At 53.9% G+C, this 20,963-nt stretch carries 19 protein-coding genes; 17 read left to right on the top strand and 2 right to left on the bottom strand.

Features of this window, described 5'->3' with window-relative positions:
• Positions 1–13 precede the first annotated feature (13 nt).
• From P156_RS0104900 to P156_RS0104865, 8 genes are all read left to right on the top strand, one after another.
• On the top strand, positions 14–277 hold the full coding sequence (locus P156_RS0104900; protein ID WP_027869171.1) for an HPr family phosphocarrier protein: 264 nt from the start codon (positions 14–16) through the stop codon (positions 275–277).
• Positions 278–346: 69 nt separating this feature from the next.
• Positions 347–2,038, top strand: a complete 1,692-nt coding sequence (gene ptsP / locus P156_RS0104895) for a phosphoenolpyruvate--protein phosphotransferase (protein ID WP_027869170.1) — start codon at positions 347–349, stop codon at positions 2,036–2,038.
• Positions 2,039–2,047: 9 nt separating this feature from the next.
• On the top strand, positions 2,048–2,536 hold the full coding sequence (locus P156_RS0104890) for a hypothetical protein (protein ID WP_027869169.1): 489 nt from the start codon (positions 2,048–2,050) through the stop codon (positions 2,534–2,536).
• Between the two features lie 63 nt (positions 2,537–2,599).
• Positions 2,600–2,902: a YhbY family RNA-binding protein gene (locus tag P156_RS0104885; RefSeq protein ID WP_027869168.1), complete on the top strand. Its 303-nt coding sequence runs from the start codon at positions 2,600–2,602 to the stop codon at positions 2,900–2,902.
• Positions 2,903–3,013: 111 nt separating this feature from the next.
• Positions 3,014–5,677 carry an MBL fold metallo-hydrolase gene (locus P156_RS0104880; RefSeq protein ID WP_027869167.1) on the top strand — a complete coding sequence of 888 codons (2,664 nt, stop codon included), beginning with the start codon at positions 3,014–3,016 and terminating at the stop codon, positions 5,675–5,677.
• A 33-nt stretch (positions 5,678–5,710) separates the two neighbouring features.
• Positions 5,711–7,993: a ComEC/Rec2 family competence protein gene (locus P156_RS0104875; protein ID WP_185752141.1), complete on the top strand. Its 2,283-nt coding sequence runs from the start codon at positions 5,711–5,713 to the stop codon at positions 7,991–7,993.
• A gap of 83 nt (positions 7,994–8,076) precedes the next feature.
• Positions 8,077–8,265, top strand: a complete 189-nt coding sequence (locus P156_RS0104870) for a ferredoxin (RefSeq protein ID WP_027869165.1) — start codon at positions 8,077–8,079, stop codon at positions 8,263–8,265.
• 10 nt (positions 8,266–8,275) lie between these two features.
• Positions 8,276–8,767 (top strand): hypothetical protein, encoded by a 492-nt coding sequence (locus tag P156_RS0104865; RefSeq protein WP_027869164.1) that lies wholly within the window; start codon positions 8,276–8,278, stop codon positions 8,765–8,767.
• Between the two features lie 62 nt (positions 8,768–8,829).
• Here P156_RS0104865 and P156_RS0104860 read toward each other — a convergent pair whose 3' ends face one another.
• On the bottom strand, positions 8,830–9,738 hold the full coding sequence (locus P156_RS0104860) for a precorrin-6B methylase (protein WP_027869163.1): 909 nt from the start codon (positions 9,736–9,738) through the stop codon (positions 8,830–8,832).
• 93 nt (positions 9,739–9,831) lie between these two features.
• On the opposite strand from P156_RS0104860, the gene P156_RS0104855 reads away from it, so the two are divergent.
• From P156_RS0104855 to P156_RS0104835, 5 genes are all read left to right on the top strand, one after another.
• Positions 9,832–10,890: a hypothetical protein gene (locus P156_RS0104855; RefSeq protein ID WP_027869162.1), complete on the top strand. Its 1,059-nt coding sequence runs from the start codon at positions 9,832–9,834 to the stop codon at positions 10,888–10,890.
• A gap of 212 nt (positions 10,891–11,102) precedes the next feature.
• Positions 11,103–12,470: a 2-isopropylmalate synthase gene (locus P156_RS0104850; RefSeq protein ID WP_027869161.1), complete on the top strand. Its 1,368-nt coding sequence runs from the start codon at positions 11,103–11,105 to the stop codon at positions 12,468–12,470.
• A gap of 16 nt (positions 12,471–12,486) precedes the next feature.
• Entirely contained in the window at positions 12,487–13,143 is a 657-nt protein-coding gene (locus tag P156_RS0104845; RefSeq protein ID WP_027869160.1) for a GntR family transcriptional regulator, read from the top strand.
• 1 nt (position 13,144) lies between these two features.
• Entirely contained in the window at positions 13,145–15,076 is a 1,932-nt protein-coding gene (locus P156_RS0104840) for an aconitate hydratase (RefSeq protein ID WP_027869159.1), read from the top strand.
• Positions 15,069–16,376: an isocitrate/isopropylmalate family dehydrogenase gene (locus P156_RS0104835; protein WP_369770410.1), complete on the top strand. Its 1,308-nt coding sequence runs from the start codon at positions 15,069–15,071 to the stop codon at positions 16,374–16,376. Before P156_RS0104840 ends, P156_RS0104835 begins: the two co-directional genes overlap by 8 nt.
• Positions 16,377–16,404: 28 nt before the next feature.
• Here P156_RS0104835 and P156_RS0104830 read toward each other — a convergent pair whose 3' ends face one another.
• On the bottom strand, positions 16,405–17,304 hold the full coding sequence (locus P156_RS0104830; RefSeq protein ID WP_081818452.1) for a DMT family transporter: 900 nt from the start codon (positions 17,302–17,304) through the stop codon (positions 16,405–16,407).
• 46 nt (positions 17,305–17,350) lie between these two features.
• Here P156_RS0104830 and P156_RS0104825 point away from each other — a divergent pair, with 46 nt between their 5' ends.
• From P156_RS0104825 to P156_RS12735, 4 genes are read left to right on the top strand one after another with little or no spacing between them, the layout of a single operon-like run.
• Positions 17,351–17,932, top strand: coding sequence for a flavodoxin family protein (locus P156_RS0104825; protein ID WP_027869156.1), 582 nt, complete (start codon positions 17,351–17,353; stop codon positions 17,930–17,932).
• Between the two features lie 49 nt (positions 17,933–17,981).
• Positions 17,982–18,500 carry a nitroreductase gene (locus P156_RS0104820; RefSeq protein WP_027869155.1) on the top strand — a complete coding sequence of 173 codons (519 nt, stop codon included), beginning with the start codon at positions 17,982–17,984 and terminating at the stop codon, positions 18,498–18,500.
• A 21-nt stretch (positions 18,501–18,521) separates the two neighbouring features.
• Positions 18,522–19,688 (top strand): ATP-binding protein, encoded by a 1,167-nt coding sequence (locus P156_RS0104815; RefSeq protein WP_027869154.1) that lies wholly within the window; start codon positions 18,522–18,524, stop codon positions 19,686–19,688.
• A 13-nt stretch (positions 19,689–19,701) separates the two neighbouring features.
• The gene (locus tag P156_RS12735) at positions 19,702–20,955 is read left to right on the top strand and encodes a 4Fe-4S dicluster domain-containing protein (RefSeq protein WP_051600656.1); all 1,254 of its coding nucleotides are present in this window, start codon (positions 19,702–19,704) and stop codon (positions 20,953–20,955) included.
• The last annotated feature ends 8 nt before the right edge of the window (positions 20,956–20,963 follow it).

Here is a 20,963-nt window from a genome sequence, read left to right as displayed (position 1 = left end):
AAGGAGAAGTATCATGGTATCCAAGACAGTAAAGATCGTTAACGAGCAGGGGTTCCACATGAGGCCGGCCAGCGTGTTCTCTCAGGAGATGGCCAAGTTTGACAGTGAGATCTCCCTCAAGGGAAATGGCAAGACCGCTAACGGAAAGAGCGTCATGACACTGATTGCCTCCGGGTTTAAGTGCGGCACTGATATCACCGTGGAATGCACTGGTGCAGAGGAAGAGGCACAGCTGGCGAAAGCTGTGGAAATGATCGAGGCTGGTCTGGGCGACTGATGCCGAAAACAGAGTAACTGAGGCCGGGCACATCATGCCCGGCCTTGCTTTCAAAGAGGAGGAATAACCATGCTGAAGGGAATCGCAGCTTCTGAGGGAATCGGGATCGGCAAGATCGTCACCATCTCCCAGCAGAAGATCACCTATGAACAGAAGCCGGTGATCGGTGTTCACAAGGAGATCGACCGCCTGCACGAGGCTATCGATACGTTCGTCACCAAGACAGAGGCCCTGGCCGAGAAGATGGAACAGTCCGTGAACGCCAAGGATGCCAAGATCATCCGTGGACACATTACCATGCTGAATGACCCGTTCATGATCAGTCAGATGGAGGATCAGATCAAGAACGACATCTGCGCAGAGGCGGCAGCAGAGAACGTGCTGAACATGTTCCGTGATATTTTCGCCGCAGCTGAGGACGAACTGACGCAGCAGCGTGCCACCGATGTGGAGGATATCAAGACACGTCTCCTGAAGATCCTTCTGGGGATCGAGGACAGGGATCTGAAGGATCTGCCTGCCGGAACTGTATTGGTAGTAGAGGATCTGACTCCTTCCATGACGGCGGAGCTGAACAAGGACAATATAGCGGCCATCGTCACCGAGTCCGGTGGCATGACCTCTCATTCAGCCATCCTCTCCCGTGCGCTGGAGATTCCGGCGGTGCTCAGTGTCACCGGGGCGGTGGGCACGCTGAAGGAGGATAGCTATGTGATCGTAGACGGGATCGATGGAGTGGTGGTCACCGCACCTACCGTGGATGAGCTGGCCGCTTATGAGGAGAAGCGAGATGCTTTCCTGAAGGACAAAGCCCAGCTGAAGGCGTTTGTCGGCAAGCCTACAATGACTGCAGACGGAGTTTCCAAGGAAGTGTTCTGTAACGTGGGGAACCCCAAGGATGGCATCCAGGCACGGGATAAGGACGGAGAAGGTGTGGGGCTGTTCCGCACAGAGTTCCTGTTCATGGACAGGGAGACCATGCCTGATGAGGACGAGCAGTACGAGGCTTACAAGAAGGTGGCGGACACGCTGGCCGGCAAGACCGTCATCATCCGCACCCTGGATGTGGGGGGAGACAAGGAGATCCCCTATATGGGCCTTCCAAAGGAAGAAAACCCCTTCCTGGGGTACCGTGCCGTACGCTACTGCCTGCACAATCCTGAACTCTACAAGGTACAGTTGAAAGCGCTGGTGCGTGCCAATGCAGACTGTGGGGAGCACATCTGGATCATGGTACCGATGATCACCTCGGTCGGTGAGTTCCGGCAGGTACGGTCACTGGTGGAGGAGATCTGTCAGGAGACCGGACTTCCCATGCCGCGCATAGGAACCATGATCGAGACTCCAGCGGCTTACATCATGGCAGAGGTGTTGGCAAAATACTGCGACTTCTTCAGTATCGGGACCAACGATCTGACCCAGTATATCATGGCGGCAGATCGCGGCAACAGTGACGTGGCTTACCTGTATAATACTTATGATCCGGCAGTGCTGCGGTCACTGAAAGGAATCATCAATGCCGGCACTGAGGCAGGCATTCCGGTGGGGATGTGCGGCGAAGCAGCGGCAGATCCCATGTTGATTCCGCTTCTGATCAGTTTTGGGCTGGAGGAGTTCTCTGTCTCACCAACCTCTGTTCTGAAGACGCGCAGAGAGATCAGTCTCTGGTCCTGCAGTGAAGCGGATGCCGTGGCAGAGAAGGCTTTGTCCCTGGAGACTGCGGAAGAAGTGGAGGATTACCTGAAGAGCGTACGGAAGTGAGGATAGACGATGACCATCAGACGAGCAACTATGAATGATATGCAGACAGTGCTGCGCCTTTACAAGGATGCACGCAAGTATATGCGCAGCCAGGGGAATTCTCTTCAGTGGGGGCCATCGGATATGCCGGAAGACAGTGTGATCACTGATCTCCAGCGTGGACAACTGTTCCTGGGGGTGGACGAGGCGGACAGGCCACATTACGTGTTTGCCTTCCTCCTCGGGATCGATCATACCTATCGAAAGATCAAGGACGGGGCGTGGCCTAACGACGCCCCGTATGGAACCATCCATCGGGTGGCCAGTGATGGGACGCAGAGAGACGTGATCGGACAGGTCACAGCCTTCTGCAGCAAGACCATCGGAAATCTTCGCTGTGATACTCACGAGATGAATGAGAAGATGAAGACTGCGCTGGAGCGCAACGGGTTTGTTCGGTGCGGGATCATATTCGAGCCGGACGGAACGGAGAGAGTGGCTTACCAGAGAGTTGGGTAACCACTCTCTCCTTGTTTTTTTAGCTTTGTTCTGTTAGAATAGAACGCAGAAGGGAGTGAATGTATGCTAACAGGGAAACAACGCAGTTACCTGAAGGGACTGGCCAATGGCCTGCAGGTGACGGCCAGCATAGGAAAACGCGGGCTCACCGACACGGTGCGCCAGACCATCGATGAGAATCTTTCGGCGAGGGAGCTGGTGAAGGTATCCATCCAGGAAGGGGTGGAGCTGGATCCGAAGGAGGTCTGTAATCAGGTGGCAGGGGAGCTGCATGCAGAGTACGTGCAGGCCATCGGACGCAGATTCGTGGTATACCGGATGGCAAAGGATCCGGAGAAGCGGAAGATCGATCTGAAGGGGGTTTAATTGCGTTTTAATTTTGGTGGGATAGAATAGGAATACCATCAAAGAAAAGGGGCAATGGGAATGAGTATAGGAAAAAGTATCAGAAGATCGTTAATACTAGCCACTGTTTTAGTGGCTTTTTGTATTGCAGGCGGGAGCGTCTACGCGGCGGACCAGGTGAAGATCCACATGATCAACGTGGGCAATGCGGATTCCTTCCTGGTGGAATACAATGGGCATTATGCACTGATCGATGGGGGCCGCGCGACCAACGCCGGGAAATACAAGAACGGCAAGGATATAGACGGTGACTGCGCTCTGGACAAGTATAGCACGCTTGAGAAGGCCCTGGCGGGGAAACTGTCTGCCGGCAGTACGACCAAATTTTACAGGGACAGAAACCTGTTCAGTTTCTACGAGCACTTTGACAATGACATGAAGGAACTGACCAGGGTGACACATAATAACAAGAACTACCTTGCCACAACCATCCTCACGGCGAGCGAGTCATATGCTACGGATTTCAACAGGGCAGTGACTGCCAGACAGGCTTACGACAGAGAACTGGAGGAATATAGGGAAGAGTGCAAGGAATGGGCTGATTATGACGAGGCGCTGGAGGCGTATGAGCACCTGGTCCAGGTATGGGCGGATTATGACAAGGCGCTGGCTGCCTACAAGATTGCAGAGAAGGAGTACCCGGCGAAACTGAAGGCGTACCAGGAGGAACTGAAGGCCTGGCAGGAACGGAACCCGGATGGACAGGAGGATCCGGAGGATCCCATGCCGGTTGAACCGGAGAAGCCGATCCCTCCAACGCCTCCTGGACCTGCATCGGAGCGTCCGACAGAGGCCCAGAGACCGCAACCACCGGAAGGGACACGTCCGCCCGCACCGGTGAACAAGTCCGGGCTGGACAATGCTGCCTGGACGCTGTACCAGAATAAGAAAAGCGTATTCGATGGAATCAAGACCAGAGCATCTGCCACCAAGTACGCAAGCAGCGCTGCGGATGTGGGCGCATTCCAGAAATTTATGGAACTTCAGAAGGAAACCTCCATCAAGAAGGAGGATCCCCAATCACCCCTTTACAGGTATTACACAGCTCTGGGTTACCGGTATGTATACAAGCAGATCGACACCTATTTCAAGAGTAGCGGTTATGTAAACGGTGCGTACAATGACTGTCTGACCTATCTGAACAAGCGCGGAGTCAAGACCATCGACTACCTGATTCTGACCCACAGCCATGTGGATCACGTGGGAGCACTGGGCGCCGTGCTGGCCAGTGACAGGATCAAGGTGAACAACATCATCTACAACGGTACCGCCTATGGGTCCGGCAATTTCCGAGTGTTCGAACACGAGATGTTGGATGCACAGAAAGAAGGCAGCAGGGTGATCAAGGCCGACGATGATAAGAACAACACATTCACCCTCGGCGGCAAGGTGAAGTTCACCCAGCTGGGAGACACAGACCGGATCCCGGCATATACCCGGGAACCGAACCAGGGTTCTACCAAGGATAAGAAAGTCATGAACCACATCGTCAACAATCAGTCCCTGGTGTACAGGATGGATTTTGACGGCACTTCCATGCTTTTTACCGGTGATGCGGAAGGACAGAAGGATGGAAATGGCTACAACCGTCAGGCGGACATCCTCAGTAAACGAAAAGCATTGGTCAATGTAGACGTCTACAAGGCGGCGCATCACTGTCATAACAACGCCAGCAATGCCAGTTTCAACAGTGCCATGAGTCCATACTACGTGCTGGCCAGCTGCGGTAAGAAGAACGAACCTCATAAGAAAGCCAGGAAGGCTTTGTCGGGGGCAGATATCTGGACGACCAAGGGGAACGGAGACGCTATCGTCGCCAGTCTGTCACGAAATTCCTTCCGGATCGTCAACGGCGCAGGCAATGATATTACCCGGAGGCCGGCGTACAGTCACACCGTCTCCACCAAGTCCAGTTTTGGCACCCCCAACCTGTCAAAGGCCGCATTCAAGGCCTCCGGCAAGTCCGTGTCTGCGCTCAGGAACACGTCCACCAGGATCGGCTACTATAACCCGCCCAAGACCGGGAATGTCAAGGTGAAGGTCAGCCCGGGCTGGTTCTACGACAGGGTGCAATATCAGCTTTGTGCAGGAGACCGGGGCATGAGCAATGCCCGGTGGAAGAGCGGGAGCACCGCCACCATCAGTGGCGCGTTCCGGGGAACCGTGTACTTCCGTCTCTCCAACAAGTATGGGCGCAGCATCGTCTGCAAGACGGACGGGTTCGAGACCCGCACGGCAGTGGCTGCAGCCAGAGGAGGCCGGGCGGTACTCACCGGCTACAATGACGTGATGATCGACTGGTATCCTGTTAAGGGTGCCAAGAAATACAAGGTCTGGTACAAGAAAGGCAAGAAATGGAAGAGCAAGGGGACGACCAAGGCCATCTACAAGTCGATCAAGAACGTGCCTTCTGGCAAGAGGGTCCAGTTCAGGATCAAACCCGTAGGGGGCAGTGGAACTGCATACGTCAGCGTGGTCACCCTGAAGAAGGCGGCCAAACCGACTGTTGGCAAGGCAGGCTCCGTTGCGAGAGTCTCCTGGAAAGCCGTTGCAGGAGGCAGCGGTTACCAGGTGGCGGTGAATTCCAAAGTGAAGGCGACGACCAGAGGGATCCGTTATGCTTCGGTGAAAGTAGCTACGGGCAAGAAACTTAAGTACAAGGTACGGGCGTATACCGTAAGCAACGGCAGAACGATCTACGGGCCCTGGTCCAAGGTGAGGAAGTATAAACTGTAATAGTTGTTTCTTGAAGAAGGAAAGCAGGCGCAGATGAGTATCAGGAGAATACTTTTTTGGGTTGTTGTGGCGGTGATCATGTACATCGCTTCCTGTGGTGTCTATGCGGCAGACGGGGGTCAGATGAAGGTCCACATGATCAACGTTGGTAACGGGGATGCGGCCCTCATCGAATACAACGGTCACTATGCGCTGATCGATGGCGGACACTCCTCTAATAACACAAAGAAATACAAGGATGGAAAGAAGGGCAACGGAAAAGGACTTTGTGCGTTGGACAAAGTCGATGGGGATTATGATAAGAATCTCTTTAGTTTCTTCGAACACTTTGACAACGACATGAAAAAACTGACCGGACAAAAAGCGACAGATGTCATAATCGATAAGGCGGATGAGTATGTCGCCGATTTCGATAATGAATTGGATGCCTATGACAGAGATCCGAGTTCGTCAAATCTGACCGACGAGGAGATCGCGTTTTATGAACAAAAGGAGGATGCATTCGAAGAAGCCAGAGAGCAGATGGAGAGGGAGGCCTACACATCTGCACCTGTAAGAGCCTTCATTGAACTCAAGGATGATGACCATCTGAAATACAACAAAGATTCCGTTCTATTTAAGTACTACACAGGATTGGGGTATCAGTTCATATACCATCAGACAGATACATACATGAAGAGTGAGGATTACCAGAACGGAGGATACAATGATTGTCTGACCTATCTGCACAAGAAAAACATCTCAACAATTGATTATATGATCCTGACACATTCGCATCAGGATCACGTGGGTGGTTTGTCAGGGATTCTGGCAAATGATGAGATCACAGTGAGAAATATTATCTGGAACGGCAGTTCCTACGGTACTGGAAACTTCCGGGTTTTTGAACACGAGATGATTGACCGGGATCGGGATCGCAAGAGCATGGTCTGGAAAGGAGACGATGACAATCAGAAGAAGAAAGAGAACGTAATTACTTCTTTTGCTCTGAATGACAAGGTTCTGTTTACTGAATTGGGGGATACGGAGTCCCTTCCTGCTTTCACTGAAGAGGCGGCGGAAGACGATGATGACCTTGGACACACTGTCAATAATCAGTCCCTGGTTTATCGAGTGGAGTTGGATGGAGCCTCGATGCTTTTCACAGGTGATGCCGAGACCAGTCGCCAAAAGGCGATCCTTTCAAAATACAAGAATGATCTCAACGTGGACGTATACAAGGCAGCCCATCACTGCCACAACAACGCCAGCAATGTGAATTTCAACGACGCCATGAGCCCTTACTTTGTGCTGACCTCCTGCGGAACATCAAAAGAACCACATAAGACTGCCAGAGCAGCCCTGGCAGGCGCGGATATGTGGCTCACCAAGGGGAATGGGGATGCGATCGTTGCAACGATCGCACCAAGCCGTTTTACCGTGAAGAACGGCAATGGGAAGAATATCACCGAGTCTCCGAAGTATACACATACCCTGGACTATACCGTGGGTGCCAGCTTCGGTACGCCGAACAACACCAAGGCAGCGTTCGCGGCCGGGGGCAAGACAGTGGATGCACTTCGTTACACCACCACCGCTGTCAGGTACTACAACCCGCCCGCCGGGAGCATCCGGCTGACGGCGAAGGCAGGCTGGTACTATGACACCATCCAGCGGCAGAAGAGTGCCGGTGATAAGGGGGTATCTTCTTCGGACTGGCAGAAGGGAGGCGTCACTTCGCTGAATGGCGATTTTCGAGGGACAGTGTACTATCGCTTCTCCAACAAATACGGAAAGAGTTTTGTGCGTAAGACAGATGGGTTCGAGACCCGTGGAAACAGAACTTCCATCCGGAAGGGGCGCATCGCGCTGGCGGGATATAACAGTGCGACGCTGGACTGGTATCCGGTGAAAGGAGTTTCGAAATACAAAGTATGGTTCAAGAAGGGCAAGAAATGGAAGAGTGCCGGAACCACCAGGCAGTTGTACCTCACCGCCAGGAAATTGCCTGCTGGTAAGAAAGTTCAACTCCGTGTCCAGGGGGTCGGCAAGAAAGGTTACGCATACGCCTATATCAGGACTCTTAAGAAGATGGCCGCACCCAAGGTGAAGTCCAGAGGAGGAAAGGCGAGGGTCTCCTGGAAGAAACTGACCGGTGCTGCCGGGTATCAGGTGGCTGTCAATGCAAAGGTCCTGTCCACCGTGAAGGGATCGCGCAGTGCGACCATCAGTGTGACCAAAGGCAAGAAACTGAAGTACAAGGTCCGGGCGTACACCGTGAGCAACGGTAAAACGATCTATGGTCCTTGGTCCAAGGTGAAAAAATACAAGATCTAGTCCTATCCCCGAGACAGTTGATTGTTTTTTGAATACATGGTATAATCTACAAAATACTGCGTGACACCATGAGGAGAAGGAGCATGAGATACATAGTGAACAAGAGTTGCATAGGGTGCGGTGCCTGCGCTTATGTATGTCCAGTGATCTTCAAGATGACAGAGAAAGGACAGGCAGAGGCAGAGCCAATGGATGTTCCCATCGAGGCTCTGAAAGCGGCTGATTACGCCATGGAGAACTGCCCGGCCTGCGCCATCGTGCCAGCGGATTAGGAGGATAAACATGAAGGGGATTAAGGGATCGAGATGGGCGGTCTGCCTGTTGGCGACGTTGCTGATAGGTTTGATTATGTTGCCCGGATGTACACAGAAAGAGAAGGATGGCAAAGACAAGAAGCAGGAGACTACGGTGATGGAGGCGGCGTTCAAGCAGTTCAAGCCAGCTTATCAGGCCGTTGGAAAGAACAACTTCTGGCACATCGATTTCACCAGAGATTTCAAGAATGAGGATACTGGGGAGACCTATGACTACTATATGGCCATCTTCGACAACGGAGCCGGAAACCCCGGGGTAGAGGGGCAGATCATCTCCCTTGATAACAAGAAGATCGTGATCAAGGTGGATTACGATCTCTACGAGGGAACACCGGGAGACTGGAAACTGGGAGATGATACTCTGGAACTGGACTACACCATCGAGGATGATGGGACCCTTGTTCTGTCCAACAGTGGAAGCAAGGTGGAGTTCGCTGAATATGTGGAGACGGATTACTGATCCGCCCCTGACTTTCGAAAACCAACAGGGATGCTGTACGAGACAGCATCCCTGTTTCTTTTTCAATCTTCCTTCTCTTTCCGCCCGGAAATGATCCATGGGGCGGGTTCGGTGTCAAAGGTGTTCTTGGCGTTCAGCTTGGAGATGGTCATCTGCAGCACCTCCGCGTCCTTGATGCCATGCTTCTCGAACAGATCCTTCATCCTGCCAGCCTCGACGAAATCCAGTGTGTAGACCACCAGGTTGATGTGGGGGTTAAGCTCCATCAGACACTGGATCTCCTGCTCCATGCTGGCGGAGGCAACGATGAAGGCTACGTCCGGTACCGGTAGATCGGCCAATGTCTCCGGCGCTACACGGTCGATGATGTGGACGTTCCGTAGGTCAAAGTAATCGATGTTGTCTTCCAGGGCATCCCGCTGCTTACGGTTGTATTCGCAAGCGATGACCGTTCCTTCGTTGGCATGGAAGGCGGCGTCCACGGCGATGATCTCACCGCCCACCACACATACGGTGTCTTCCGCATCCACATGCATTTTTCGGAGGATAATGTGGCGGATCTCGCTGCCTACCTGGTTTCCTCCGCTGCGGACCGTGAGATCGCCTAGTCCGTTCTTATAGGTGCTCATGGCGTTGGGGTTGACCACCAGCATGCCGGCAGAGGCGTTGATGCCGCGGTCGATCATGAAACGCACATCGTCGTGTTTGATCTCGCCCACAGGGTCAGAACCCTCGTTATACCAGACCTCGCAGTCCCCCAGCCCCGCGTTCCACATGCGATAGAAGATCTCTGTATCGCCGGCTTCCATGAAGGCCAGGACTGCCTTATGGGATTCCACGGTGGGGATCAGGTTCTTGTTCTTCTTGGTGACGTCCATCATCTTGATCTGTTCCAGATCGATGGGCGTATTCTCTGCAAAATACTGCAGCCACTGCAGTATCACTTCGTTCGTAAACAACTGTTTCTCCATTGATATTCACCTCGCTTTCCCCCATTATACAATTAAATCGTTGATTGTGCTACAAGAAATGCGTATAATTATGACAGAAAGGCGGAGAAGACTATGGCAATGGATATTTACAGATTTCCGATGAGTTATGGGGTCGTGACCGATGGCGGGAAGCGCTTTCTGGGACTGGTGAACAGTGACGGGGAGTCTGCCTTTGTGCTCTACGATCTGGAAGAGAACGATATCATCCACAAGTTCCAATACATGGATACCCGGAACTGGAGGCTGAACAAGCAGTTGGAGGATCACCCGACCGGGGTGTCCGACAAGGGGGCTTATTTCGTCAGTGACTACCTGCTGTCTGAAGAGCAGGGAGAGTCCTTTTGCAAGCCCTGTGGTATGGAAGTGCGGGCGTATGACAAGGAGGGAGGAAGGCTTTGTGCCACCATCCCTGTCTCGGAGGGATACAAGGAGTGGCCGCTGAACTGCCGCTTGCTGGATATGGCCAAACTGGAGGATGGTTTCTATCTGGTGATCTTCTCGGAGAAGATGCGGTCGGAACGGGATTTTGTTGTGGCACTCTACGACGGGCAGAGTGGGGAAAGTGGAGAACTCTGGCGCTCCACCGGCCACCAGATGCGGTATTTTGACGTGGCCTATCATCCAGAGACCAGGATCATCACCGTCAAGAAGGCGGAGGAGTTCTTCTACGATGTGTTCGATAAGAATGAGTACGATCTTTATACGCTGCAGCTGTCGGAGGATTACGGAGAGATCACTCTCCTCAGTGAGGAGAAGATCACCCGGGTGGAAAGTGAGTCGAACCCCCTTCCGGGACTTACCAGCCAGAAACAGAAGCGCGGCCTTCTGCGAGGCAAGCTGCACCGTTATGTGGACGATGCCACAGGGCAGGTGCTTCTGGAGATGAAGGAGGGGATGAATACCGTCTGCGAGTATATCGCCATACCAGGCTTGAACAGTCTTGTCTTAGAAAGGTCCGGCGTCATGGGCGGCGGGGCGACCTACTACGTGATCGTCGGAACGGATAGCGGCTACGAACTTGCAGAGACCATCGAGATGAACAGCGCGGCCAGGATCCGCTACGACGAGGAGGAGGGATGGATCGCGCTGGTAGGCGCGGAGGAGTCCGTTGTCCTCAGGCACAAAGCCTGACGGAATCGGCATTGTCCCGCAAGGTTGTTTTTTCTCTTGACAAACGATTTTAAAACATTTATACTTGTATACAAGCGATGCGTTAATGCGCTAAAGCGGTATACGCCGTTATTCATCATAGAGTTCAGCTAGAGTTGTTAATTCAGATAGTGCGTGGGAGTGTCTGGGATAGAGGACACTCCAACACGCATATTTCATTTGGAGGTGAATCTATGTTAGAGAGATCGGGAAAGACCAATCTGCTGGAGAATGCCAGCTATCAATATGAGTTGCAGGATGTGAAGGAACCCAACCTTCACAGAGCCATGTTCGACTATGAGGAGGCTCCCAAGATCGCCTTCAACCACCGCCGCGTCCCCATGCAGATGCCGGAGGATATCTGGATCACGGACACTTCCTTCCGGGATGGGCAGCAGGCGATGGCTCCCTATACGGTCAAGCAGATCGTGGATCTGTTTAAACTCTTGTCGAGACTAGGCGGGCCGTATGGGATCATCCGTCAGTCGGAGTTCTTTGTGTACACTAAGAAAGACAGAGAAGCCGTGCTGAAGTGCATGGATCTGGGACTGAAATTCCCGGAGATCACCACATGGATCCGGGCCAGTAAGGAGGATTTCAAACTTGTAAAGGATCTGGGGATTCGGGAGACCGGCATACTGGTATCCTGCAGTGACTATCACATCTTCAAGAAGATGGGGATGACCCGCAAACAGTGCATGGAGTACTACCTGGAGACAATCAGCGAAGCCTTTGAGGCAGGGGTCATGCCGCGCTGCCATCTGGAGGATCTGACCAGAGCCGATTTCTATGGCTTTGTGGTGCCCTTCGTGAACAAGATCATGGATCTGTCCAGGCAGGCGGGGATCCCTGTGAAGATCCGGGCCTGCGATACCATGGGATACGGCGTCCCCTACACCGAGGCAGCCCTGCCAAGATCCGTTGCAGGCATCATCTATGGCCTGCAGCATTTCTCCAAGGTGCCCAGCGAGATGTTGGAGTGGCACGGACACAATGACTTCTATCACGCCGTTTCCAACGCGACAACCGCTTGGCTGTACGGCGCCTGCGCGGTCAACTGCTCACTGCTGGGGATCGGTGAGCGGACAGGGAACATTCCGCTGGAAGCCATGGTGTTCGAGTACGCAGGCCTGCGCGGTTCCATGGACGGTATGGATCCTACGGCGATCACCGAGATCGGACGCTATTTCGAAGATGAGATCGGCTATTGGATCCCGCCCCGCACGCCATTCGTAGGCGAAGATTTCAACATGACCAAGGCTGGCATCCATGCCGATGGTCTCATGAAAGATGAAGAGATCTACAACATTTTCAATACCACCAAGATCCTGGGCCGCAAGCCTGGCGTCACCATCAGCAAGACCAGCGGGACAGCGGGCATCGCTTACTGGTTGAACGACCACTTCATGCTGGAAGGGGAGAAGATGTACAAGAAGAACGATCCTTTGGTGGCCACCCTGAAGGAATGGGTGGACGAAATGTATGCGGATGGCCGCAATACCAGTATCTCCAACCGTGAGATCCGTCACAAGCTCAAAGAGCTGGGCGTGATCAACGACTAAGGAAAGGAGCTCACCTATGGTAAAATATAAGAGTATGTCCCTGGCGAGCCAGGTATACGAAAGAATACAGAACGACATCCTCACGGAGGTCTACAAGAGAGGAGAGATCATCAGTGAAAATAGGCTGACCACAGAGCTGGGCGTCAGCCGGACCCCCATCCGTGAAGCGCTGAGCAAGCTGGCGGAGGAGGGACTGATCATGGAATCTCCGGCTGGCACTGTGGTAGTAGGCATCTCGGACGACGATGTAGATGACTACTATGAAGTCAGACGGCGCATCGAAGGGATGGTCTGCGGCCGGACAGCGGCGCGGGTCAACGTGGATACGCTGGAGGCATTGCAGGACATCGTGGACATGCAGGAGATCTACATGAGCAAGGGAGATGTAGATAAGCTGCAGGAACTGGACTACAATTTCCACAAGATCATCTACGCCAGCTGCGGCAGCCGGGTGTTCAGCTCGTTGCTCCGCGGCATGCATCGGCGCAGCAAGCGCTATCGTAAGGCCAACTACCAGTTCGTGCCGGAGCGATCCCAGGCCTCCATCGCCGAGCACAAAGCCATCCTGGAGGCGCTGAAAGCACAGGATGCAGAAGAAGCGGAACGGCTGATGAACGAACATGTTGAGAATTCCTACAAGACGAGAGTGAAGATCAGAGAAGAAAGGAAATAGAATGGGACTGACATTAGCACAGAAAATCATCAAAGATCACCTGGTCAGCGGCACTATGGAACCAGGTAGCGAGATCGCCCTCCGCATCGACCAGACATTGACTCAGGACGCCACAGGAACCATGGCCTACCTGGAGTTTGAGACCATGGGGATCCCCCGTGTACGCACAGAGCTTTCCGTGGCATACATCGACCACAACACCCTGCAATCCGGGTTTGAGAATGCGGATGACCACCGTTTCATCCAATCCATGGCAAAGAAATACGGTCTGAAGTTTTCCCGCCCAGGAAATGGGATCTGTCACCAGGTGCATCTGGAGCGGTTCGGGATTCCCGGGAAGACCCTGATCGGGTCAGACAGTCATACGCCTACCGGCGGCGGGATCGGCATGCTGGCCATGGGCGCCGGCGGACTGGACGTGGCGGTGGCCATGGGAGGTGGTGCCTACCACATTACCATGCCAAAGATGTACAGGGTCAACCTGACCGGACACCTGACGCCCTTCGTGACCGCTAAGGACGTAAGCTTGGAGATCCTTCGGCTTCTGTCTGTAAAGGGCGGAGTAGGTGCCATCATCGAGTGGAACGGCCCTGGGATCAAGGGCCTCTCGGTACCGGAACGGGCGACGATCACCAACATGGGGACGGAACTGGGCGCCACCACCTCGATCTTTCCTTCCGATGAGGTGACCAGGGCCTTTCTGGAGGCAGAAGGCAGAGGCGATGTCTACCGCCCGCTGGACAGCGATCCGGATGCGGTGTATGATAAAGTCATCGACATCAATCTGTCAGATCTGGAACCGGAGATTGCCTGTCCTCACAGCCCTGATGCGGTGGTGAAGGTGGCAGAGGTGGCGGGCACCAGAGTAGACCAGGTCTGCATCGGTTCCTGTACCAACTCCTCTCTGTTCGATATGCTGAAGGTGGCAGCGCTTCTGAAGAAGAAGACCATTGCCCCTTCCGTGAGTCTGTCTGTTTCACCAGGCTCCAAGCAGGTGCTCCGAATGCTTGCAGACTGCGGGGCACTGTCCGATATCCTGGCCAGCGGTGCACGGGTGCTGGAATGCGCCTGTGGTCCCTGCATCGGCATGGGATTCTCGCCGAATTCAGGGGGTGTGTCCTTGCGGACCTTCAATCGAAATTTTGAAGGACGCAGCGGCACCAAGGATGGCCAGGTCTATCTGGTCTCCCCGGAGGTGGCGGTGGCAGCCGCGCTAAAGGGCGTTATCACTGATCCCAGGGATCTGGGACAGATGCCGGAGATCCATATGCCGGTAGCTTTCCGCATTGATGACTCTGCTGTGATCGATCCGGCGCCTGTCGAGGAAGCCGATCAGGTGGAGATCCTGCGGGGACCGAACATCAGGGAGTTCCCGGAAGGAGAGCCTGTGGGGGATACTCTGGCAGCCAGGCTCACGCTGAAGGTGGGAGACAACATCACCACTGACCACATCATGCCGGCGGGAGCCAAGATTTTGCCCTATCGGTCTAACATCCCGCATCTGTCTCAGTTCTGTTTTGGGGTCTGCGATGAGAAGTTCCCGGAGAATGCCAAAGCCGCCGGGCGGAGTATTGTCGTGGGCGGAGAGAACTACGGACAGGGTTCCTCCCGGGAGCATGCCGCATTGGTTCCTTTGTATCTTGGAGTGCGGGCTGTGGTCGCCAAGAGTTTTGCGCGGATCCATATGGCAAACCTGATCAATGCCGGCATCATGCCCCTGACCTTTGCAGATCCGGCGGATTATGATAGACTGGAACAGGGCACATCCCTGGAACTGAGGGGCATCCTGGAGGGACTGAAAACAGGAAGGATGGCTTTGTGCAAGGTGGAGACCGGAGAAGAGATTCCGGTGTGCTGTGCATACACCGACCGACAGCAGGATATCCTTCTTGCCGGAGGACTACTGAAGTATGTGGCAAAGGAGAATGCATAAGATGTTTGGCAGAAGAAGACTGAATAAAAAAAACATGGAGCGAAACCGCAGGTTCAACCGGGGACGCACCAACATCAAGGAGAAACTCCGGGAACGTAAGCGTAAGGGTTCCTATGTAGGTGATCTGGTGAACATGAGCATCAAGGAGATCAATGAGATGGGAGAGGTAGCAGACTCCGTTGGACAATTCCGACATCTGCTGAACGACCAGTTATCAAGAGTCCTGGCGATGACCGATGAGAAGAGCCGACCGAAAGACTATAGTTCCATGACCCAGATCGTCATCGGACTGGTACCGGGGGATGGCATCGGGCCCATTATCATGGAGCAGGCAGAACGCCTTCTGAAGGTGCTGCTGGAGAAGGAACTCCGCTCTGGTACAGTGGTGCTGAAGGAGATCGAGGGGCTGACCATAGAGAACAGACTGCAAAAGCAGGAGACAATCCCCGCAGACGTGATGGCACAGATCAAGAAATGCGATGTACTCCTGAAAGGCCCCACCACAACCCCCAAGGGGGGCAACATGGAGAGCGCCAATGTACGGCTACGGAAGGAACTGGATCTCTATGCCAATGTGCGTCCGGTGTACATCCCGGAAAAGAACATCGACTGGGTGTTTTTCCGGGAGAACACGGAGGGGGAGTATGCGCTGGGAAGCTCTGGCGTGGAGATTCCGGGCAAACTGGCGATCGATTTCAAGGTGACCACGGAGCCCGGTACCAAGCGCATTGCAAGGCGCGCCTTTGACTATGCGGACAGCACAGGCCGTAACCGTGTTTCCATCGTGACCAAGGCAAATATCATGAAGAAAACGGACGGGAACTTCTCACGGATCTGCCATGAGGTAGGTGGGCGGTATCCCAATATTGAGATGGACGAGTGGTACATCGACATCATGGCAGCCAACCTGGTGAACGAGGATATTCGCAGTGATTTCCAGGTGTTCCTGCTCCCCAACCTGTACGGGGATATCATCACCGACCTGGCAGCTCAGTTGCAAGGCGGTGTAGGGACGGCGGGCAGTGCCAATATAGGAGATCAGTATGCCATGTTCGAGGCGATCCATGGCAGCGCACCACGCATGATCGAGGATGGGCTTGGAGACTATGCCAATCCAGCCAGTATATTCAAGGCCTGCGAGATGATGCTTACCCACATCGGCTTCCATGCCAAGGCCCGGGCGCTGGAGTCAGTGCTGGACGAGTGTCTGAACAGAGAGAAGAGTGTGGTGGTCACAGGATTCAAGGAAGGGGCTACCTGTAAGGAATTTGCCGATTATGTGATCGGGAAATTGCTGTAGAATCAACAAGGAGACCGGTCCGTTGGGATCAGGTCTCTTTTTCGATCTCCTCATGGAGTTCTGCGGGGTCCAACTCGATGATCAGGATCCCGGCCAGCAACAGACCCATGCCGATGTAGTTGTGGAGGGCGTAGACTTCGTTGGCCAGGAAATAGGCGATGAAGGCGCAGAACACCGGCTCCAGGGTGAGGATCAGACTGGTGTGGGTACCGGTCGTGTGCTGCTGGGCGATGGGCTGCACCACGAACGCGATGGCTGTACAGAACAGCCCTACAAATACGATCCCTGCCCAGGCAGCGCCTGACTTCGGCAGAGCGGGGGTACTAAAGAGGAAGGCGAAAACGATTCCGAACAGGCAGCAGAAGAAGATCTGCAGTACGCCCATCTGGAAGGCGTCCGTATCCTCCCGCTGAACGGCCCGCTCCGTCAAAAGGATGTTCACCGTGTAGCTCACAGAGCAGCAGATACACAGGATATCGCCGAACAGGGTCTTTGTGTTCAGGGTGAAATCACCTTGCATGGTCATAAGGAAGAACCCGGCAAAACACATCAGCAGAACCAGGAATACCTTGCGGCTGGGCCGCTTACGAAAGAACAGCCACTCGGCGATGGGGGTGAATACCACTGCCAGCCCGCAGAAGAAGCCGGTGTTAGAAATGGTAGTGTTGGCCAATCCGATGGTGCAGAAGAAGAAGTTCGCAGCCAGAAAGATCCCCATCACAAAAGCCCACCGCAGGGAGGCGGCACTGATGTGGTGAAGCCGCTTGTGGCACAGGATCCCGAGGGCGATGGAGGCCACCAGGAACCGCAGCATGACCAGGGTCAGCGGCGTGATCTCCTTCAGGCAGATCGTCTGTATGAAATTCGATGCGCCCCAGAACAGGGCGACCATGGCTAGCATCAAATCGGCCTGTAATTTCTTACTCATAATATGTTATTATATACTATAGAAATCGTTTCGACAAGGAGGGGTCATGGCGAAGGTCATTGTGTTTCGGGGCAGTCCCCGGAAGGAGGGAAACACCAACGCACTGGAGAAGGTAATCAGGCAGCAACTTTTGGAAGCTGGACACGAGGTCAGGCTCTTCGATCTCTACGACATGGATATCCGCCCATGTACCGCCTGCCGCTATTGCCAGCAGGACTGGACCCAGATCACCTGCAGTCAGTCCGACGACATGAATGAGATCTTTCGTGAGATCGTGGATACCGATCTGTTGTTGCTGGCTACGCCGATCTATTCCTGGTATGCTACCCCGCCTGCCAAGGCTTTGTTGGACAGGCTGGTATACGCTCTCTGCATGTATTACGGGGAGGAACGGGGACCGGCCCTCGCATCGGGCAAGGCGATGGCGCTGATCGTCACCTGCGGTTATCCGCCGGAGAGGGGTGCGGATCTTCTGGAAGAAGGGATCCGCCGCTACTGCAAACATATGCAAATGGACTACCGGGGGATGCTCTGCGAAAGGCACAAAGCCTATGCGGAGGAGTTCATGGACGAGGGGAAGAATGCCCGGGCAAGGGCCTTCGCGGATAAGCTAGCATCTTGCATATAGTTTTCTGGGTTGGTATAATATAAATAATAGCAATAAGGAGGAGAATATCATGGCAGAAACACTGAAAGTCATCAAGGAAAGAAGAAGCGTCAGAAAATATAAGGACCAGAGAGTCCCGCAGGAAATCATTGACCAGATCATGGAGGCAGGGACCTATGCGCCCACTGGTATGGGAAAACAGTCTCCCATCATCATCCAGATCTCAGATCAGGGGCTGCGAGACAGACTGTCCGAGTTGAACCGCACCATCATGGGCGCGAACATCGATCCTTTCTACGGAGCAAAGGATGTGTTGATCGTACTGGCAGACAAAAGCATCCCCACCTATCTGTATGACGGATCGCTGGTGATGGGCACACTGATGCTGGCGGCCAAGGATCTCGGTGTGGACAGCTGCTACATCTTCAGAGCGAAGGAAGAGTTTGAAACGGAAGCAGGCAAGGCGATCCTGAATGCTCTGGGGATCCAAGGGGACTACGAGGGCATCGGTCACGTGATCCTGGGCTATGCAGAAGGCGAAGTAGGGGAGGCTGCCCCAAGAAAGGCTAACTATATCTATAAGATCTAAATTTCCGCAGGAGGAAATGGCATGGATGATCTGTTTGCAATTTTTCAGAGACTGGATGAGAACGTAAAGCATTATGAGAATGCTAAAACAGGGAAGCAGGATCCTTACCGGGAGGTGTTGGACAACCTGCAGGCTCCCTATGGCCCCATGCGTAACTACGATGGTTTCCTGGCAGTGCTGAAGAGGTCGATCTCCAAGGAGGCTGCAAGAGCGTGGTTTGCCTACCCTGATTTTGTCATCGATACCAAGGGGGAGTCGCTGTCTGAGGCGAGTCGAAAGATGGATCCCTCGTTTGCAGGCAAGGCCAGAGATCTGACCGGGGAACTGGTCAGCAGCGACCTGTTGGTGGATCTGGGGAATGACCGATATGTGCGGAACTATCTGTTCGGTATCATCTTCGATGCGATCCTCTGGCCGGAGAAGACGCCCTTCGGTCAGGTCGGACTGGACTGGTGGGAGGCCCAGTGCAGTGGGGATTCAGGGAAACTGAGAGCGACTACGACGGAGTACAGGATTCAGCCCCATCAGGGGACGCTGGATGGAAACCAGATCCACGGGAAGATTCCCATGAACCTGGAGATCCCGGATCAGCGGGAAATCCTGCCCATGGATGAGCTGGACAAGATCCTGGAAGCGCAGGAGACCATTGCGGTGATCCCATGTATGTGCAGGCTGGCCAAGGATAGGCAGGGTACCAGAGAGTGTGACCACCCGATCCAGGATACTTGCTTTGTGTTCAACGAGGCGGCGGTGCCTACCATCGAGATGGGATACGGCAGGCAGATCTCGGTAGACGAGGCCAAGTCACTGGTACGGCAGTACCGTGACCGGGGATTGGTGCAGGAGATCAGCAATGCTGCCCACCCGCTGGCTATGTGCAACTGCTGCGAGTGCTGCTGCCTGTGTCTGCTATCCATGAAACGATATGAGACCAACATGGCAGTACCTTCCCGTTGGCAGGCAGATGGCGGGCACGTGGAGAACTGCATCGGGTGTGGGAAATGCGCCCAGGTATGTTTCATGGATGCCATCTCCTTTGATATGGGGATTCCACAGGTCAAGGGGTCGCTATGTGCGGGATGTGGACTTTGCGCTGCGAACTGTCCAAAGGGAGTACTTAAGATGATAAAGCGGGCAGGCGCCCAGACCGAGTATGGTCGGGAGAAACCTGAGAGAATCTATCTGTAAGGAGTGATGCTGTATGATAAACAGATTTGAACAGGGGCCATTCCCAGGGAAGTGCACGGTGCATGGAAGTGCTTACTGGCCAGATACCACACTGGGGGGCCAGATTGGCGGAAAACCACCCTATAAAGGAGCAGATATCGTATGTACCGCACCTGCGGTATACGGCAAGGTGCTGGATCTATTGCTGGCGCCTTACTGTGATGCTCCGAATCAAGGAGAGATCCTGCAAGGACTGGCACAGGTCCTGACGGAGGACGAGGCGGAAGTCTGGATGGCTTTTCCGGATTACTCCCACCTTCCAGAAGATCCTGCACCGGAAACAGTGAAACGGGTGGCAGAACGTGTACGGCCGGAGCTTGCGGCGAACATGCAATCCCTCGTTTCCTCGCTGATAGAGAAGGAATTCCTCATCCCCATGGGGGAGAGAGAGGGGGAACCTGTGTACATGCGCACATACCTTCTGTATCTGGTCAGTTCTTATGCCGGAAGAGAAGGATCCCCTCTGTACGAAGCAGTGTTCCACTGGTTTTACAACATCATCCGTGGTAACAGCGAGGATATGCGGAAGATCCCGAAATCCGGGAACGTAATGATCGCCATGCCTAATGAGGTGGCACTCACAGGAGATGACAGGTATGGGAAAGTGCCTATGAACATTGAGATACCAGATGACCGAATGGTTATCGACTTCGACCGGACCTCGGAGATCATCAATAACGCCTGGTGCTATGCGTTGGCGGAGTGTGTGTGCAGGGCCAGCACAGAGCACGAGCATGACCGGGCATGCGACCATTCTATGCAGACTTGCGTGCTGTTTGACAAAACCGCCGAGGTAAGTATACGCATGGGTTGGGCAGAGCCCAAGACAAAGGAAGAGATAGAGGAGGTCATCAAAGCCTGTCGGGACGAAGGTCTGGTACAGATGACCTATAACGCAGAGCATCCCACTTCCATCTGCAATTGCTGCAAGTGCTGCTGTGTCTTCCTTAATTCACTGAAGAGGGGGGAGACCACCATCGCAGGTCCTTCCCGTTTTGTCCCGGCACGGCTGGATGGATGTCGATCCTGTGGGCAGTGTGCGTCTATCTGCCCCATGGAGGCCATTCGGATTTCGGACGAGGGCGCTTGTATTGACACCATGCGGTGCATCGGTTGCGGGCTCTGCGTGACCAAGTGCAATTTCGGGGCGTTGAAACTGGAAACAAGGATCCCTGGAGATACTTCCTCGAACCGCGCCTGTGATTACCAGAAGCGCGATCACATATAGGTGCTGCC

This window comes from Eubacterium sp. AB3007, from assembly GCF_000688015.1.
Taxonomy (GTDB): domain Bacteria; phylum Bacillota; class Clostridia; order Peptostreptococcales; family Anaerovoracaceae; genus Aminicella.
This window is presented reverse-complemented; position numbering and strand designations above follow the sequence as displayed.

What these genes read in the sequence shown, in the direction of transcription:
- P156_RS0104900 (WP_027869171.1), top strand. Translation starts at nt 14, where the DNA reads ATGGTATCCAAGACAGTAAAGATCGTTAACGAGCAGGGGTTCCACATG.
- ptsP (WP_027869170.1), top strand. Translation starts at nt 347, where the DNA reads ATGCTGAAGGGAATCGCAGCTTCTGAGGGAATCGGGATCGGCAAGATC.
- P156_RS0104890 (WP_027869169.1), top strand. Translation starts at nt 2,048, where the DNA reads ATGACCATCAGACGAGCAACTATGAATGATATGCAGACAGTGCTGCGC.
- P156_RS0104885 (WP_027869168.1), top strand. Translation starts at nt 2,600, where the DNA reads ATGCTAACAGGGAAACAACGCAGTTACCTGAAGGGACTGGCCAATGGC.
- P156_RS0104875 (WP_185752141.1), top strand. Translation starts at nt 5,711, where the DNA reads ATGAGTATCAGGAGAATACTTTTTTGGGTTGTTGTGGCGGTGATCATG.
- P156_RS0104870 (WP_027869165.1), top strand. Translation starts at nt 8,077, where the DNA reads ATGAGATACATAGTGAACAAGAGTTGCATAGGGTGCGGTGCCTGCGCT.
- P156_RS0104865 (WP_027869164.1), top strand. Translation starts at nt 8,276, where the DNA reads ATGAAGGGGATTAAGGGATCGAGATGGGCGGTCTGCCTGTTGGCGACG.
- P156_RS0104860 (WP_027869163.1), bottom strand. Translation starts at nt 9,738, where the DNA reads ATGGAGAAACAGTTGTTTACGAACGAAGTGATACTGCAGTGGCTGCAG.
- P156_RS0104855 (WP_027869162.1), top strand. Translation starts at nt 9,832, where the DNA reads ATGGCAATGGATATTTACAGATTTCCGATGAGTTATGGGGTCGTGACC.
- P156_RS0104850 (WP_027869161.1), top strand. Translation starts at nt 11,103, where the DNA reads ATGTTAGAGAGATCGGGAAAGACCAATCTGCTGGAGAATGCCAGCTAT.
- P156_RS0104845 (WP_027869160.1), top strand. Translation starts at nt 12,487, where the DNA reads ATGGTAAAATATAAGAGTATGTCCCTGGCGAGCCAGGTATACGAAAGA.
- P156_RS0104840 (WP_027869159.1), top strand. Translation starts at nt 13,145, where the DNA reads ATGGGACTGACATTAGCACAGAAAATCATCAAAGATCACCTGGTCAGC.
- P156_RS0104835 (WP_369770410.1), top strand. Translation starts at nt 15,069, where the DNA reads ATGCATAAGATGTTTGGCAGAAGAAGACTGAATAAAAAAAACATGGAG.
- P156_RS0104830 (WP_081818452.1), bottom strand. Translation starts at nt 17,304, where the DNA reads ATGAGTAAGAAATTACAGGCCGATTTGATGCTAGCCATGGTCGCCCTG.
- P156_RS0104825 (WP_027869156.1), top strand. Translation starts at nt 17,351, where the DNA reads ATGGCGAAGGTCATTGTGTTTCGGGGCAGTCCCCGGAAGGAGGGAAAC.
- P156_RS0104820 (WP_027869155.1), top strand. Translation starts at nt 17,982, where the DNA reads ATGGCAGAAACACTGAAAGTCATCAAGGAAAGAAGAAGCGTCAGAAAA.
- P156_RS0104815 (WP_027869154.1), top strand. Translation starts at nt 18,522, where the DNA reads ATGGATGATCTGTTTGCAATTTTTCAGAGACTGGATGAGAACGTAAAG.
- P156_RS12735 (WP_051600656.1), top strand. Translation starts at nt 19,702, where the DNA reads ATGATAAACAGATTTGAACAGGGGCCATTCCCAGGGAAGTGCACGGTG.